The 14,526-nt window shown below is 39.5% G+C and carries 14 protein-coding genes and 1 pseudogene; 8 read left to right on the top strand and 7 right to left on the bottom strand.

Annotated features, from left to right (window positions below; genetic code table 11):
* Positions 1–396 precede the first annotated feature (396 nt).
* Positions 397–537: a hypothetical protein gene (locus tag H6G28_RS30275; RefSeq protein ID WP_190676481.1), complete on the bottom strand. Its 141-nt coding sequence runs from the start codon at positions 535–537 to the stop codon at positions 397–399.
* A 478-nt stretch (positions 538–1,015) separates the two neighbouring features.
* Complete coding sequence (locus H6G28_RS37095) at positions 1,016–1,426, bottom strand: hypothetical protein (RefSeq protein WP_242049376.1); 411 nt, start codon at positions 1,424–1,426, stop codon at positions 1,016–1,018.
* A 378-nt stretch (positions 1,427–1,804) separates the two neighbouring features.
* On the opposite strand from H6G28_RS37095, the gene H6G28_RS30285 reads away from it, so the two are divergent.
* Positions 1,805–2,113, top strand: coding sequence for a hypothetical protein (locus tag H6G28_RS30285; RefSeq protein WP_190676483.1), 309 nt, complete (start codon positions 1,805–1,807; stop codon positions 2,111–2,113).
* 6 nt (positions 2,114–2,119) lie between these two features.
* Positions 2,120–2,587 (top strand): GNAT family N-acetyltransferase, encoded by a 468-nt coding sequence (locus H6G28_RS30290; protein WP_190676485.1) that lies wholly within the window; start codon positions 2,120–2,122, stop codon positions 2,585–2,587.
* Positions 2,588–2,606: 19 nt separating this feature from the next.
* Here H6G28_RS30290 and H6G28_RS30295 read toward each other — a convergent pair whose 3' ends face one another.
* Positions 2,607–3,461 carry a hypothetical protein gene (locus H6G28_RS30295; RefSeq protein WP_190676488.1) on the bottom strand — a complete coding sequence of 285 codons (855 nt, stop codon included), beginning with the start codon at positions 3,459–3,461 and terminating at the stop codon, positions 2,607–2,609.
* Positions 3,462–3,478: 17 nt separating this feature from the next.
* Between H6G28_RS30295 and H6G28_RS30300 the strand changes: the two genes are divergently transcribed.
* Positions 3,479–3,640, top strand: a complete 162-nt coding sequence (locus tag H6G28_RS30300; RefSeq protein WP_190676491.1) for a hypothetical protein — start codon at positions 3,479–3,481, stop codon at positions 3,638–3,640.
* Positions 3,641–3,755: 115 nt separating this feature from the next.
* Here the strand turns inward: H6G28_RS30300 and H6G28_RS30305 are convergent, their stop codons facing one another.
* A complete protein-coding gene (locus tag H6G28_RS30305) occupies positions 3,756–4,082 on the bottom strand; it encodes an XRE family transcriptional regulator (RefSeq protein ID WP_242049377.1) in 327 nt (108 codons plus the stop codon).
* Positions 4,083–4,291: 209 nt separating this feature from the next.
* Here H6G28_RS30305 and H6G28_RS30310 point away from each other — a divergent pair, with 209 nt between their 5' ends.
* Positions 4,292–5,125: a BRO family protein gene (locus tag H6G28_RS30310; protein WP_242054680.1), complete on the top strand. Its 834-nt coding sequence runs from the start codon at positions 4,292–4,294 to the stop codon at positions 5,123–5,125.
* 15 nt (positions 5,126–5,140) lie between these two features.
* A complete protein-coding gene (locus H6G28_RS37100) occupies positions 5,141–6,145 on the top strand; it encodes a hypothetical protein (protein ID WP_190676493.1) in 1,005 nt (334 codons plus the stop codon).
* A 59-nt stretch (positions 6,146–6,204) separates the two neighbouring features.
* Here H6G28_RS37100 and cas2 read toward each other — a convergent pair whose 3' ends face one another.
* Together cas2 and H6G28_RS30325 are read right to left on the bottom strand one after the other, a co-directional pair.
* Positions 6,205–6,471, bottom strand: a complete 267-nt coding sequence (gene cas2 / locus H6G28_RS30320) for a CRISPR-associated endonuclease Cas2, Ssr7093 family (protein WP_190676567.1) — start codon at positions 6,469–6,471, stop codon at positions 6,205–6,207.
* A gap of 9 nt (positions 6,472–6,480) precedes the next feature.
* Positions 6,481–7,665: an RNA-guided endonuclease InsQ/TnpB family protein gene (locus tag H6G28_RS30325; RefSeq protein ID WP_190676569.1), complete on the bottom strand. Its 1,185-nt coding sequence runs from the start codon at positions 7,663–7,665 to the stop codon at positions 6,481–6,483.
* A gap of 50 nt (positions 7,666–7,715) precedes the next feature.
* Between H6G28_RS30325 and tnpA the strand changes: the two are divergent.
* A pseudogene (gene tnpA, locus H6G28_RS30330) lies at positions 7,716–8,118 on the top strand (IS200/IS605 family transposase).
* 259 nt (positions 8,119–8,377) lie between these two features.
* On the opposite strand, the gene H6G28_RS30335 reads toward tnpA, so the two are convergent.
* A complete protein-coding gene (locus H6G28_RS30335; RefSeq protein WP_190676496.1) occupies positions 8,378–10,492 on the bottom strand; it encodes a WYL domain-containing protein in 2,115 nt (704 codons plus the stop codon).
* A gap of 685 nt (positions 10,493–11,177) precedes the next feature.
* Here H6G28_RS30335 and H6G28_RS30345 point away from each other — a divergent pair.
* Entirely contained in the window at positions 11,178–12,842 is a 1,665-nt protein-coding gene (locus tag H6G28_RS30345) for a type III-B CRISPR-associated protein Cas10/Cmr2 (protein WP_242054682.1), read from the top strand.
* Between the two features lie 2 nt (positions 12,843–12,844).
* Positions 12,845–14,383: a hypothetical protein gene (locus tag H6G28_RS30350; RefSeq protein WP_190676499.1), complete on the top strand. Its 1,539-nt coding sequence runs from the start codon at positions 12,845–12,847 to the stop codon at positions 14,381–14,383.
* The last annotated feature ends 143 nt before the right edge of the window (positions 14,384–14,526 follow it).

The following is a 14,526-nucleotide window of genomic DNA, read 5'->3' on the forward strand; positions in this document are numbered from 1 at the left end:
CAATTCATTGAACAACGATTGAAAATCAAGGTGATGCTCGTTGATTTCTAGCTCTACCAAATCTGAAGTTTGTGATGTGATTGTTGCCCACGGGGGGAGATTTAGCGAAACATTTGTCAGGTAAAATTTCACGTTTGCACCTCAGATTCAGTAGTAGTTTCTACAAACGGCTCGATACAGTCCATCAAGTCGCTTCGCTCCAATTAAAAATTCAAAATTCAAAATTTAAAATTAAAGATGATTAGTGTCTGATTGAACTCAATACTAAGAGTCTTGACCGCCAAATCTGCATATTGTGAGGGGGTCTTTGACACGTTCGCGCAGCGTCTCCCTTTTGGAGAATAATTAATTCAAAATTATTTCTATTCTTCATTTTGAATTTTGCATTTTGCATTTTTAATTTAAAAAAGAATGTGTTTTCATTTCGGGGTCAACATCATCACGATTTGCTAATGCCAGCCATTGGACATCTTGAGCTATAGCTTGAAGTTGGACATAACAGCTATTGAATGTCTTGAGTATTTTGCTCGGTTCCATATTTCATGCCCCTTGGACAATTCCAGGAAAAATCTACAAACTGTAATGTTGGTTACAACATATTTGTAATGACTTGGTGGTAGGCAATCATTCTTGAATTACAACTGCGATCGCTTGGTGTGATTAAATCTGAGCCTTTCCTAAGCCACAGCCCCCAGATGCTCTTCCTTTGCCTTTCTGATGATCCCAGCAGTCTGCATGAACTCGTCTAATGCGATGCCTTCTCCTATCGGAGACGCTGCGCGAACGGCAACGTCAAAGACGAACGCCGCACTCAACGGCTCCTGATGCCGAATGTTGTCTACAGCGTTTGACCAGTGCGTGAGATGCTCGAATACCAAACCCAGCATTGAATCACCTTTATATACCCGATAAACTCTGGGACACGAACCATTGCAATAAACCTGATTAAAAATCTTGATAACAATCTGGAACGGAGGCGATTGCTTGGAGAGTACACAATCGCCCTTTTTCTTAACTACGCCGCAACCAACTCATGTACTGGCTCATACTCCGCCAGCATCAGCCATTCTTCAGGAGTTATTTGATCAAACGGCTTATCCAGCAAATCCAAAGCCTCGCCAGGGCTTTCCGGCTGCGGCAGTAAAGACTGGACGTAGCAATAAGTACCGTTTTTGTAAACGATTTCTTTCAGGCGCTTGCTGTTGTGATATATGCCGTCGTCTCGGAGTTCGTAACCTAGAACTTCACAAGCCTGAGCAATCTCAGCCATGATTTCATTCCCCGTTGTAGCGATTGGGAGTTCTTCTAATTGAATTGGCAAAGTACCTTGTTTATAGTGCCATGTTACAAAGTCGTGGCACTTCATTTGTGCAATAGCTCGAAATACTTCTTCACCGTTCACCATCACTACCCACGGCTGGGTCACGAAATCCGTATGATCATAAGTGATTCGAGCGATTAGCTTTTGTCCATCGTAGATTTCATGTTCGTAGAAGTCGATTTCTACTGACCGCAGTTGCTCTGTTAATGTTGTTTGTGGCATGATTGAATTCTCCAGTAGTGGATAAAAAGGCGATCACACTGTTTGGAAGACCGGTGATTGCCTTTTGATTTTGGATATGAATCACGTTGTGGGGAGCCACTACGCACTCAATGAAAATTAGCGAAGCGTTATATTGAGATGTTCACGCATTATCAGCCGTGAGTAAAATTACTCTTTTGATTTTTGGTTTAAAGTAGAAACAGGCATTGTGCTTGGATTTGGGTTTTATTGCCTGCTGCTGATTTATCAAGGGATGTAAACATGACCGACGCAACAATCGAAGATATTTACAGACGGCTCAATGCCCTGACTGAAGATGTCAACAACTTAAAAATCCAAGCCGGAACCATTGGTTCTACTCAAGTGGCTGTTGCCCAAACCCTGTCTCTGGTGACTGCTCTAACATCAGAAGTGCGAGAGCAAAAAACAGATATTCGTCAACTTAAAACTGATGTCAGCGAATTAAAAACTGATATGAGAGAAGTTAAAGCTGACTTACGGCAAGTAACAAATGATGTTGCAGAAATCTTGCGAATTCTGCGTGATCGCAATGGCGGCAGTGGATTGTAAAGGCTTATGCTAATTCGCTCTGCCAAGCCAAATGATGTACCCGCAATTCTGCCAATGGTGGCCAAGATTTGTGCTTTACATGAATCTTGGGATAATGCCAAATATGGTTTCGTAGCACATATAGAACAGCATTACGAAAAATGGTTAATGCGAATGGCGCAAAACGAGCGCAGCGTATTTTTAGTAGCAGAAGATGATCGGCAGCTTGTAGCATTCCTCATCTCAGCAATAGAGCAAGAAATCCCCATTTACCGCTTGCAGGAATATGCCTTTATTTACGACCTGTGGGTAGAGCCAGAACACCGTCAAAAAGGTATTGCTCGACAGATGATAATGCTGTGTGTAGAGCGTTTTGAACAAATGGGAATTAAGCAGATTCGATTAGATACGGCAGTCGAGAATGAAAACGCTCGAAAGTTGTTTGCATCCTGCGGTTTTCGCTTTAGCAATATCGAAATGCTCCGAGAAATTTAGGCTTGGTCATCAGAAAACCTCATTGTTTGCCTTGTAGTGCGAAGTGCGATTCTTCTCGGTATATCACACCAAGGCGATGACAATGTTCCCTAGCGATATTCCTATATAAACCAACATCCTCACCAAACAAGAATAAGACGGGTTTCTTGTTAGGGTAATACAATTGATAAACCAGTGCTTGACCAATACCATGTTTCCAATTGGCAGCTTTTTTAACTTCAATAACATACAGTTTGGTTAGCACATCAACTCGCCCGGATGGATTATGAGCTTCTCGAATTCCTCCTAATATTTCTGCTAACGAATCAGACATTCGCTGTTCGGCTGGGTCTTTTAGCGGTGACGGTGAAACAAATTGAGTTGACGGCTGTAGTACAGGTAGTGGTTTAGCAATAGGCTCAAGTTTTTGAAAGTCGTGCGGTGTTTTATTAAGAGGCTTGGTTTGAATAACTTCGTATTCTTCTTTAATTACCTTAACTGTTGAGTCCTGCGACAGAACTTTTTCGGGATATCTTTGTACATAGAGAGATGTCACTAAGAACCAATCTCGTTCTGTTTTCAAAGGAAACTTGCATTCTGGTAACACCTCTATTACAGATTGAAGAGAAGCTTTTAATCCAGTAGTTTTGACCCATTCCTCTCGTGCTGGTGTTAATGGACGCATTAATGGATGCAATAACAATTGCTTTTTTGATTTAATGTATTTCTTTTGGAAAAGGTCGATTGCCTTTCTCCAGTGAGAAATATTCTCGAAATCAAAGTAGCCAAAATCTGGTAAACACATCCTAACAAAACTTACTTTTGGTGGATAACCAGTGACTTGCATCCATTTGCTTTTGGCTGCATTCAATTTTTGAATCGGATCTTTAGCCAAGATGCTGATGACCTCCGATGCTACTAGTTAAAAAGCGATCGCCCCCCGTGGGGTTAGCGATCGCACTTCTAAATTTGACGAATCCACATTCGTTTTTTTACCAGTTTTTAGACTTGGTAGGTCATCGGAATCATCTCCGGTGGCTTGAGCAATACAAGTTTTTGGCTTCCGGCTGCTAGTCCCGGTGGCTGCTAATTTTATGCTTGATGGTTTGTTATTTTGCTAGTGCAAACCCTTGATTGCGTTAGGTGCAGGCGGTTTGCTATTCCTTTGCCCTTGATTACTATAGTGCAACTAAAAGTTGCGATTGTCAACCCCTAATTGCACAATTTTGGTTTCTTTCAAACACAACAATTCAGCTAGTGTGCAGTTAAATACTTTACAAAGCCCTGCCACAAGCTCAGGGGAAGCACCTTTAACATCGGAATAAGTCTCCATTCTGTGCAAATATTGGCGAGAAATATCAACATCATTCTCGGCAAGCTTTTTAGACAATGCCATCAATGGCATCTCACCACGTAACGAGCGCATTTTCTCCCCACGCTCCTTTGTCCATTTAATTGACCCCACCTCACTTAGTGGTAGCATTACAACCTCTTCTTCTTTTTCTTGCCTTGCCATATTATGCAATATTTAGTTGACAAATTCAATAGTTATCTGCAACTATTAGTATCAGGGCAAAGCACAAGCGATCGCCACTTGATCGAGAATTATGTTTTGTTATTTTGTTCTGACTACCTGACTAAACGGTAGATTATCGCAATTCAATAGATTGCAATTAAAAGCTTTCAAAATCCGCTCAGGCATTGCAACTATGCCGAAATAGCTTTATGCGTCAAAAACCAGGAGAAAGTATGGACGCGATTATTAACAGTGAAAGTCACTCCAGCCCCTTTGACCAAATTAAACAGGTTGACTCTGATGGTAGTGAGTTTTGGTTAGCTACTGAATTGTTAACCTTGCTGGGTTATCAAACTTGGAAAAGAATTAAGGACACGGTTGAAAGAGCGAAAATCAGTGCTAAAAATTCAGGGATAGATCCATCCCACCATTTGGTCGATATTGTCCAAATGGCGCAAATTGGCACATCTCAAGCATTTCGAGAAGTGCTGAAAGATTTCAAGCTATCACGACACGCCTGTTATTTGGTGGCCATGAATGGCGACCCTCGCAAGAGTGCGATCGCCGCAGCACAAAATTACTTTGCAGTGAAAACCCGTGAAGCAGAGTTAGCCCCACAAAACTCAGAACTACTCGCCCAACTCTGGGAAAAACTAGAACAGCAAAATAAGGTAATCCAAGAACAAGGCAAGGCGATCGCTGACCTCCAAGCCCAAATCCAGAACCTACTGCCCCCATCAGCCGATTTCATACCCCCCGGTTGGGATGCCGAAGTCTGGCGATCGCTTCCTTCACAAGACAAACGACACTTTAGGTTTTTGTACCGCCGTCGCAACTTCCGACCATCTCAAGAGAATCAACCGTTAGCTTTGCCTGCGGCCACGGTTGAGCAGATGAAGGAACGGCAACGGGCTGAGGTTGAGCGTTTGGTTGATGAAGTGTCGCTCGAAGAGAAACAGCAGTTTCAGGCAGCGAAGCTCCAAAAGCTTAGAGAGTTTTGGTCGCAAGCTTCAGACGAAGAACAGAAAGAAATGCCATTTTAAATATTGGGTAAAAATATGAGCAGTAAACTAATTACGCCAGAATCCCCTCTGCTGGTTCCGCCATTACTGGCAGCAGAGATTGGTTTAGAAGAAGCAGTCATACTCCAACAGATTCATTACTTTTGTCAAATCTCCAAGCACATCAAAGCTGACGGACGGCGCTGGTTTTGGAAGACCCTCCAGGACTGGGGACAAACACTGCCTTTTCTCAAAATCTCTACAATCAGACGTGCGATCGCTAACTTGAGGAATTTCGAGCTAATCGATGTCTGCCGCCACAGTCAGAAGACTTGGTATCAGGCGAACTGGTTCACCGTTAACCTGGAGAAGGTCGAAGCCCTATGGAATCAAATTTGTCAAAAACAGCAAATCGAATTGAGTGCTTTGAACACTTCAATATGTTCACCACCAACAGATCATATCAAAGAGTTCCCCTCCAAAGAGTTCTCCTCACAACAACACGCTGCTGCTGCTGAAGAAGAAAAAAGTGAACTGGAAGAAAGCCAAATCTCGGACAACGAACCCGAATTGGTTTGTTTAACTCCCCAACCAGAGCAACCCCAGACTCTTCGCTTCGTTGATGAACAAGAAATGGACTACTCAACTAACGAGGAATATTCTCATAAGGACGAGCTTTCCGGGGCGGATGATAAAGCTAATTTAAATGTGTTTAAGCAGGAAATTGCGGAGGTTTGTAACGAGTTGAGGCGATTGCGGATCAATCCTCAGCCTTGTTTGGGCGTGATCAAGAAGCATTGGGCGAATGTTCAGGGTGCGATCGCTAGGGTGAAGGATGCGATCGCAGAAGGTTGGTGTGATAATCCGACTGGGCTGTTTATCAACTCCTGTAAGAGTGGGGCTAAGGGGAAAAACACCGTTACCGCAGATGTTAGTGCTTGGTTTGAGTGGGCGCGGCGGCAGCGGATTGTGTTGGCGATGTCGGGTAACGTGGTTTATACGGTCGATGGGGAGGCTGTTGAGTTGCGGGAGATGATGCGAAAGTTTCCGGGTGGGGGGTAATCTAGCAGAGCGGAATTCATCAACTTGGCATCCAGCTTTGATGCTGAGGGTGGAATAGTTCATATAATGATTGACGTTGGTAGCTCAGTAACTGGTGGCTCTCCCCAAGTTTCAATTTGGCTAAATGTATGCCTGCTTAAAGGATAAAATCGAACGCTATCTTCTGATAGATTGATTTGTTTACGCAGTCTATTTTTTAGTTCATTATATTTTTTTTGATTAAGAATACATTCAAATACCGAATATTGGACTCTTTTACCATAACCCTCTAACAAATCGGAAACTTTTTTGCGTCTCTTATCACAGGGTATATCATAAACTACTATTTGACATACTCACCGACGTAGAACGTCGGTGATTCTTGACGGTTCACAGCAACTAGCTACCGAAGTAGTCTTATGGTCGCTCCCCGTCCGTTTAAGGTCGTGCTGATGCCCCATGCCGACCATTTTTATATTCCTAGATGCGTTTTCATCCCTTTCCTGCTCAGTGCCGCAACTTAAACAAAGTATTGAGCGAACAGAAAGGTCGATTTTACCCCACCGAAAACCACAACATGAACATATCTGACTTGTTGGTTGCCACCTATCTATTACTCGAAATTCACGGTTAAGCTTTTCTGACTTAGCCTCACAAAGATTTCTAAATTCTCGCCATCCCTGCAAACTAATCACTCTAGATAGCCTACGGTTTTTAACCATTCCCGATACATTCAAATCTTCCAAAACAATTACTTGGTTATCGCTAACTATTCTGGTTGACAACTTGTGCAAAAAATCTTTTCTGGTATCAGCAATTTGGTTATGTAGTTTAGCAATTTTAAGGCGAGTATTGTTTCTTCTTTTTGAGTCTTTTTGTTGTCGTGCTAACTTTCTCTGTAGTTGACGAATTTTGCGGTCATGTCTTGAGTAATTAGGACTTAAAGCTTTTTCTCCATTACTCATTACAGCAAAAGTTCTTAGCCCCAAATCAATACCTATGCTTTGGTTATTAGCAAAAGTAATACTGGGTTCAATCTCTACTACAAAGCTTAGAAAATAGCGGTTAGCACAATCTTTTATGACAGTACAAGAACTAGGTTCAGATAGTAACTCTCTTGACCAAATTGGTTTGATAGTTCCAATTTTGGCTAAGTAAACTTCTCCATCTTTTATAGAAAAACCAGATGAGGTGAACTCTGCTGACTGCGAGTTGGTTTTCTTCTTAAATTTAGGAATACCAACTTTTTTACCCTTTCTCTTGCCCTTAATGGAGTTGAAAAAGTTTTTGTAAGCTACATCTAAGTGCCTAAGAGACTGCTGTAGTGGCACTGAAGAAACATCAGATAGCCATTTTCTTTCATCAGTCTTTTTAGATTGGGTAAGTATTGCCGAGAGTTTGTTGTACCCTGGCATTTTTTCGGATTGCTTACAGATAGCTAAAGCGTCATTCCAGACAACTCGAACACATCCAAACAACTGAGCTAAACTCTGTTGTTGTTGGTCTGTTGGATAGAATCTGTACTGATACCTAGCTTTCATGCTTGTGTTAATATTGGTCTGTTCAAATATTCTACATTGGTCAGTCAAAGATGACAAGTGGTTTAAGGCATGAAAGACATAGCATTTCAGACCTAAAAATACATTTGGTCTGTGTTACTAAATATAGAAGAAAGATTTTTACTAATGAAAGCCTTGAACTAATCCACAAATCATTTGTAGAAGTAGCTAAAAAAATGGATTTCCAAATACTTGAATTTAACGGAGAGTCAGACCACATTCACACAGTAATCGAGTTTCCACCCAAAATCTCAATATCTCAAATTGTCAATGCTTTAAAAGGTGTATCCAGTCGTAGATATGGTCAAGCTGGATACCCTAAACCTTATGGCAAACAAGCTCTCTGGAGTCCTAGTTACTTTGTGTCTTCGGTTGGGGGTGCGCCGCTTGAAGTTCTTAAAAAGTACATCCAGCAATCTTGAAAAGCCGTCGTAGAACGACGTGGTTTTAAACCCATTCACCTGATAACTTAGATTAAAAGCTGATTTTAAATTTTTCTAGTGGTTTTATGCGAATGACAAATTTATGCAAACTACTACTTTTTCTGCGGCGAGGTAAGCAAAATCTGGAAAGGCTTAATTTCTCGTTGACCCTGCCGATTCCTTTCTGTGCCTGGATTTTAGCCGATTTCACCTTCTTAATTAAGAGCAAAATCGTCGTATTCACTAACCCCGTCGCAAATGGTGTCTGGACTTTAGATCCCACAAGGGCTTAAAGTAGAGGGGTCGCTTCTCTTCGGAGAAGTGGAATTAATGGAAACTATTAGATACACAAACCTAAACAGTTTAAAATCGTCTGGCTTTACCACCTTGACGCTACCACCAAACCCGACAATCCAGCGTAAGAATTCTATATCATCAAAATACCACTTAGGTAGTAGTAATTGAAAACGATTAGGAAAATTTTTATCTGTTGTTTTCTCTAAACAAAAAATAGATTTTGGCAATTTTAATCTTCTACTGTCTACAGGTAAAGACATTTTCATTTGTTTAGCAGGAAACCTCTTTGTTCCTTCACTAATAAAGCGAAATATGGCATTGTTAAACCATAACTCTACTGTTTGACAAACTTGTAAGCGTTCTTGCTTATCTTGACTAAGAAACTTACGCTGGTCATTGGTATCATACCCCAAAAAGATTCCAGCACTAGCAGCAGAAAGTTTTTGCAACTTTCTCAATGAATTTTCTTGTTCTTGTCTAGAACGTACTTGTACTTGTGGTTGGCCAACAAATAATCTATCTAAACGCTCAAATCGAAATAATCCCTTATACTTTCCGCTTTCACACTCAAATCCTAAATACCATGCTTGGTTATAAAACACAATTTGCAATGGAAATACAAGAAAAAAACCTTCCTCATCAAGAGCAAACCTCCCACCTCCGGGAAAGCGGTTTAATTCTAGCAGTTGTCCTTTAGCAATTGCTTCTTCTAATTGCTGCAAATTTCTTGACAGAGCATCTGATGGTAAAAATTCCGGATCAACTATATTACGATTAGCGATCGCTCGTACGGGATAAACTTGATGAACATTTAGTTTACTTTGCGTCATTCGGGCAGCAAAAGTTTCATAAATTTCCAAAGCTACAGGGTCATTCAAACTTTTTGCCTGAGATTGAAGCACATCAAATACTTTTGTTAACTCCTGAGCCGATAAAATCGCTGTCCCGGCAAAGTAACCATCTCTCAATGGGAAGTCAGGCAATATTTTGTATGGCTTAAGCACTTTTTCAATATCTTTGCGAACAGTATCTAAGTTGTCGCCATCGATAATTTCATGCTGCTTCAGTGCCGAGACAAGAGTTTGTAGACTACCTTTGCCTATATCTTGTAAAAATGGGTGATGGAGAATAAAACGAATTATTTGTATTAATCTTTCAAATGTAGCCCAGTCGGAATAGCTGTGAGTCACAACAGAAGATTGTGCAATAGATTTGCCCAGGGGTGTGAAAATCAAAGAAGAAGTCGAAAAGCTATCAGTGCCGATCAGTGAATTTTGCTCTAGCCAGTTTAAGTCAGATGCGATCGCTCCAGTATCGGCATAGATGTGACCGCATACTTTACCCATAACAGCCGTAACTTCTTCTATGGAACTTACAAACTGAGGGATATGCCCAAAAATGCTTTCAACTAGACTGGGGTTAGTGGTTTGTAGATTTCCAATTCCTGGGTAACGGATAATCAAGGAAATCAAATACATTAGGCGTTCAAAGTCTAGCAGCCGACTGTAGGAATGTAGAGTTACGTGATGATTGCGGTTAGCACGATTGATAAAGGTGCGTGGCAGCTTTTTGATTTGGGCTGGAATTTGCTGGATGTCAAATTTAGGCGCAGTGACATCAATTTCTTTGATTGCAACAAATCCCTCTGCTGCCACTGGTGGAAACAGTTGCAGATATTTGTGCATATTTTCAATTATCATGTCTGGAACTTGGCGTTCTCGCTTTTGGTTCCAAGCCTTACAGGTTGCAATCGGAGTTTGCAGATACCACCCTATCCACTGAACTTGATCGCTATGTTGGGGTAAGGCAGCAATAGATGATTTGAGCTTACTTAATAAATCCATTCGCCAGACCCGCTTGGCATTTGTAGCATCGTAGATTACGTCATTACCAAAAGCGATCTCATTCACAATCTCAGAAATCACTTCTGTCTCCACTTCTAGCCACTCACCCTGAATAGTTGCATCACCATAGAGTTTTTGGCGAATTGCATCAGTGGAGACGATGCGATAATTCCCTAACTTTGCTAACTCGGCAGCAAAGGTGGATTTCCCGCTTCCAGGGATACCAATGAGAAAGTGACAAATCATCAAAAGTTCAAGGCTAAAAATTCTTCTACTTTAACTTTTAATTGCTATTTATTGATTGTCTAGGGTTTTCAAGCGAACAACAAAATAATTCATAGTCTGTAATTTCAATTTTAAATGAGCATTAATTCAATTTTACTGAATTGGGAGGGACTGCAAAGGTAGCGGCGGCGACGCTAACGAAGCGTTTCCATTAATTCCGATTTAACCCAATCGGAGGGAGTTCGTTGCGGAGCTTTTGCTTCGTAAGGCCTTCAAGCACTAGATCAACACAACTCTAAAAAGCATTATATATCTGGTAGTGAACTACTTGCACTGCTGCAAACGGTCAGTGTAAGCTTCCTGCCCAACAGAAAGCAGAATAGTGGATTTCTTATCACAAATTTACAAAATCTCAAAAATTACGGCTATCTTTAAAAAAAATTCGTCATTCGCATGAAAAGGCATTCACATTTTTGGTTTTTTCGAGAAGATATGAATGTCACAGTAATTTGCCTGGTATTACGTAACTCCGAACTCCCCTATATTACGTAAATAATATATGTGTTATTTTTACTTAAGCAAACTTACTAGCCTAGCTTTACTAATCAAGTGATTAAAACAAAAACTAGAATTATTACAAAGTATAACTACAGAATAAAAGTTCAAATTTCTACTGTAATTTAGACAGGACTGTAAACAGTGATCTATGGTAGACGTAATAAAATATACAGCAATTACTTTCGCTCCCGTACAGGGATTCATCGAGAAATCGCGGAAGTTGCGGGACTTATATGGTGCATCTTTAATTCTTTCTTATCTCAGTCAACAGATAGTCCTAGAAGCGTCAAAGACGACAATAGTAATTTCCCCTTCATCTCCCAATCTTCAAAAAGGGATGCCTAATCGTATTCTTATCAAGGGAGAATTTTCAAAGCAACAGGTTGAACAAACCTTATTGACCGCATGGAAGGAAATACTACAAAAAGTAATTGCTGCGGGAGGATTTCCTTATTATCCTGGCGCAAGTATGAAAGGTGCTTTTCGGCGTGTTTGTAATTCTGAGCAAGCCCAAAAATACTGTGGTGGTAAACAAGATTCTAACAATACTCGACCGGGGATACTACGCTTTCATGGTGCTTACCCTAAAGATGATACTTGGTGTGAACAGCCATTGATAGACGTAATTCATCCACAGGAAAAATGGCAAGTTAAAAGCAATGCTGCTCACTCAGCTTTTTTACAAATATCGCTTTATCAGCCAATTTTAATTTTTGGTATTTCTAGCACAATTGAGTTAGAAGAAAGTGAATGGGAGACTATTTGGAGTATTTGGGACAAAGCTATAGAGCGAGGGATTGGTTCTAGAGTTAGTGCTGGTTATGGTCAACCTATCAATCATCTTGAAACTAAATTAGTCACTGTGAATTTACGAGGTCAGGGTCTTGCCTCTCAATTAATTGATAAAACGGGGGAATTTCGTCCCAATATGTTTAAGGCGGCTTTGCGTGGTCACACATTACGTTTATTCAGTGGTGTGACAGATGAAGATACAGCCGAAGAATTAACTAAAGAACTATGGGGTGGATTTGCTGGTAGTAATGGTGCAGTAGTTGGGCAATTAGGGATTGCATTTAATCCTGTTGATTTAGAAATAGATGAATTTAAGTATCAAAACGTTAAAATGCCAATTTATGAATTAAATTCAGGCACTTTGCATCTTATCTCTAGTAGTAAGCTAACAACTGAATATAAAAAAGAGTTAAGAAATTTGGCTACACAAATTTTGAGATTCTCCATCTTTTTAGGTGGATTTGGTAAATCTTGGCGACGTATAGATCACCGCTTATTTTTTCCAGAATATTTAAAGAATGGGAATAAACCCATGATTGGTTGCCATTGGGAATTTACCAAGCAATCAAATAAATACTATTTTCCAGTTAATAGTATTACTCATATTACAAATATTCTAAACAATGTTCACATGGCTGCTGAGAACTGGGTCAAGTTAAAAGGTAAACAGCCTAGTAATCAACTAAGTTCATGGCGGGAATCTTTTCATCCGCAAAAAGTTCAAGTCTGGGGGCGTATTGCTGAGGATGAAGATGATAGTTTAGCGGTGAGATGGTTTCATGACGTTTATCAAGGTAGCAATTCTATTAAAGGTTCAAGTTTGACAGGAAAAATGAGTAATATTGGACGAATATGGCATCGTATGTATCCACATTACAAGTTAAGAGATAAAGAAGTGATTCGTCAAAGAAGACAGTACATAGAATTATTAACTATCTTTCCAGATAAAAGTGATGATATAACCCAAAGATTTTTAACTTTTTTACCAACAAGCAGTTTTACTCAACTTTGGGGTGAATAATCATGAATATTTGGATTGTAACTACTGGGAATAGTGATGTTATTCTTAAACACGACCTCAATTGGGGAAATTTTCATGAAGAAGTTAGGGATGATTTAGAATGTTGGGACTTTGCTTGTGCAACCCCACGAGATCCACGCGATGAAAGTTCTGGCTTCACAGTACCAGCAAGAGTATTAGGTCAAGTCTATGCCAAGTATCCAGACTATTATGCCAATGATTTAAGCTTTCCTTTGCTTGATACGTATCGTGAGTATTTTGAGAAAGAAGAAATCAAGCTTAAAAAAATTATAGTTTTACTTACAGACCAAGCGCAAATTTTTCATTCTTTAGAGCAAAGAATACATGAAAAATCACCTTATTGGCAAGATACCTCTAGTATGGAACCCTTATTAAAGTGGTACTTTCAGAAGTATCAAGGTATTTTTAAGTGTCAGCCAGAATTTGTTACTCTATCTCCTGAAACAGAAAATAAAGGAATAGATCACTGGGATGCAACTTTATCATTAGTAACAAAAGTTTTTGATGATTTAGATTTAGAGTCAAATTCTACTACTTACGTCAGCCATCAAGCTGGGACACCTGCTATATCTTCTGCTATACAATTTGTCAGTTTAGGTAAATTTAAAGATGTCAAATTTATAGTTAGTAATCAATATTTTGATGAAAATTATCAACAAAAATCTGGAGCAGATGAGATTGCTAGTTCTAGTTATTGGCGAGGAATACAGATTCAGAAAGCAAGACAACTAATTATCACAGGTTTCCCTGGGGCTGCACTTAAAATCTTAGAGCAAATAGATGGAATTAGCCAGTCTGCCATTGCTGAACTGAATAGCATGGTTGACTTTTTTAATCTTTATAATCCTTTGGCTAATAGTAGTCAAGAATTAACTGTTCCTCAAGCAAATCAACGTATTGTTGATGCACTCGACCTAATAAGTTTTTTCTTTGGACAGAAGAATTATTTACAAGGAATTACATTGCTTGCAGCTAGTCAAGAAACATTTTTGAAGGTAGCAATACTTTCAAAAGTAGCTCTCATAAATGATATAGTTATCTTAAATAATTCTCCGAAAAAGGTAAGTGAGCTAATAGAATGGGTTCCTTCAGGCTTGCGCTTCAGTAGCTCTATTGATAATGAGTCTATAACTTTTAAACAAGATGTATGGCAAAAGCTAAAATTTAATAATAAAAATAACAAGTCGATTAATAAAAATTCTAATTTGATTAGATGGCTAAAAAATATAGATAATAATTTTCCTAGGTGGGATTTACTAGAATGGTACTGCGATGATAATAGGATATTTGATAATGACATACGCAACCAGTTTATGCACAATTTACGGGGTGTAGAGGATAGTGATGTTATTAAATATTTACTAGGTTATAAACAAAGGACTAGTGCAAATGATGTTTTAGATGTTTATGCGAATTATGTGAAAAAACCTTTTCTAAATGCCATTGATTACTTTCATTTACCTTATAAAAGAGAAAAAGTAAATAATAAACTGCAAGAAATAGCAAGTTCCTTTAATTAGCTTTTAACAAATGTAATCTCACTTCTGCTAGAAGTGTGGCACTACATTAATAAAAGTGCTTGCGATATGAGTTTCGTTGAAAACTAAATTAATAGAAAATGAAACACCACTTTATTCTCAATTGCAGCTATCGCTTATTGGCT

Source organism: Nostoc sp. FACHB-190, assembly GCF_014696905.1.
Taxonomy (GTDB): Bacteria; Cyanobacteriota; Cyanobacteriia; order Cyanobacteriales; family Nostocaceae; genus Nostoc_B.

Coding starts and splice junctions, on each gene's coding strand:
- H6G28_RS30275 (WP_190676481.1), bottom strand. CDS start 537: ATGGAACCGAGCAAAATACTCAAGACATTCAATAGCTGTTATGTCCAA.
- H6G28_RS30285 (WP_190676483.1), top strand. CDS start 1,805: ATGACCGACGCAACAATCGAAGATATTTACAGACGGCTCAATGCCCTG.
- H6G28_RS30290 (WP_190676485.1), top strand. CDS start 2,120: ATGCTAATTCGCTCTGCCAAGCCAAATGATGTACCCGCAATTCTGCCA.
- H6G28_RS30300 (WP_190676491.1), top strand. CDS start 3,479: ATGCTACTAGTTAAAAAGCGATCGCCCCCCGTGGGGTTAGCGATCGCA.
- H6G28_RS30305 (WP_242049377.1), bottom strand. CDS start 4,082: ATGGCAAGGCAAGAAAAAGAAGAAGAGGTTGTAATGCTACCACTAAGT.
- H6G28_RS30310 (WP_242054680.1), top strand. CDS start 4,292: ATGCGTCAAAAACCAGGAGAAAGTATGGACGCGATTATTAACAGTGAA.
- H6G28_RS37100 (WP_190676493.1), top strand. CDS start 5,141: ATGAGCAGTAAACTAATTACGCCAGAATCCCCTCTGCTGGTTCCGCCA.
- H6G28_RS30325 (WP_190676569.1), bottom strand. CDS start 7,665: ATGAAAGCTAGGTATCAGTACAGATTCTATCCAACAGACCAACAACAA.
- H6G28_RS30335 (WP_190676496.1), bottom strand. CDS start 10,492: ATGATTTGTCACTTTCTCATTGGTATCCCTGGAAGCGGGAAATCCACC.
- H6G28_RS30345 (WP_242054682.1), top strand. CDS start 11,178: ATGGTAGACGTAATAAAATATACAGCAATTACTTTCGCTCCCGTACAG.
- H6G28_RS30350 (WP_190676499.1), top strand. CDS start 12,845: ATGAATATTTGGATTGTAACTACTGGGAATAGTGATGTTATTCTTAAA.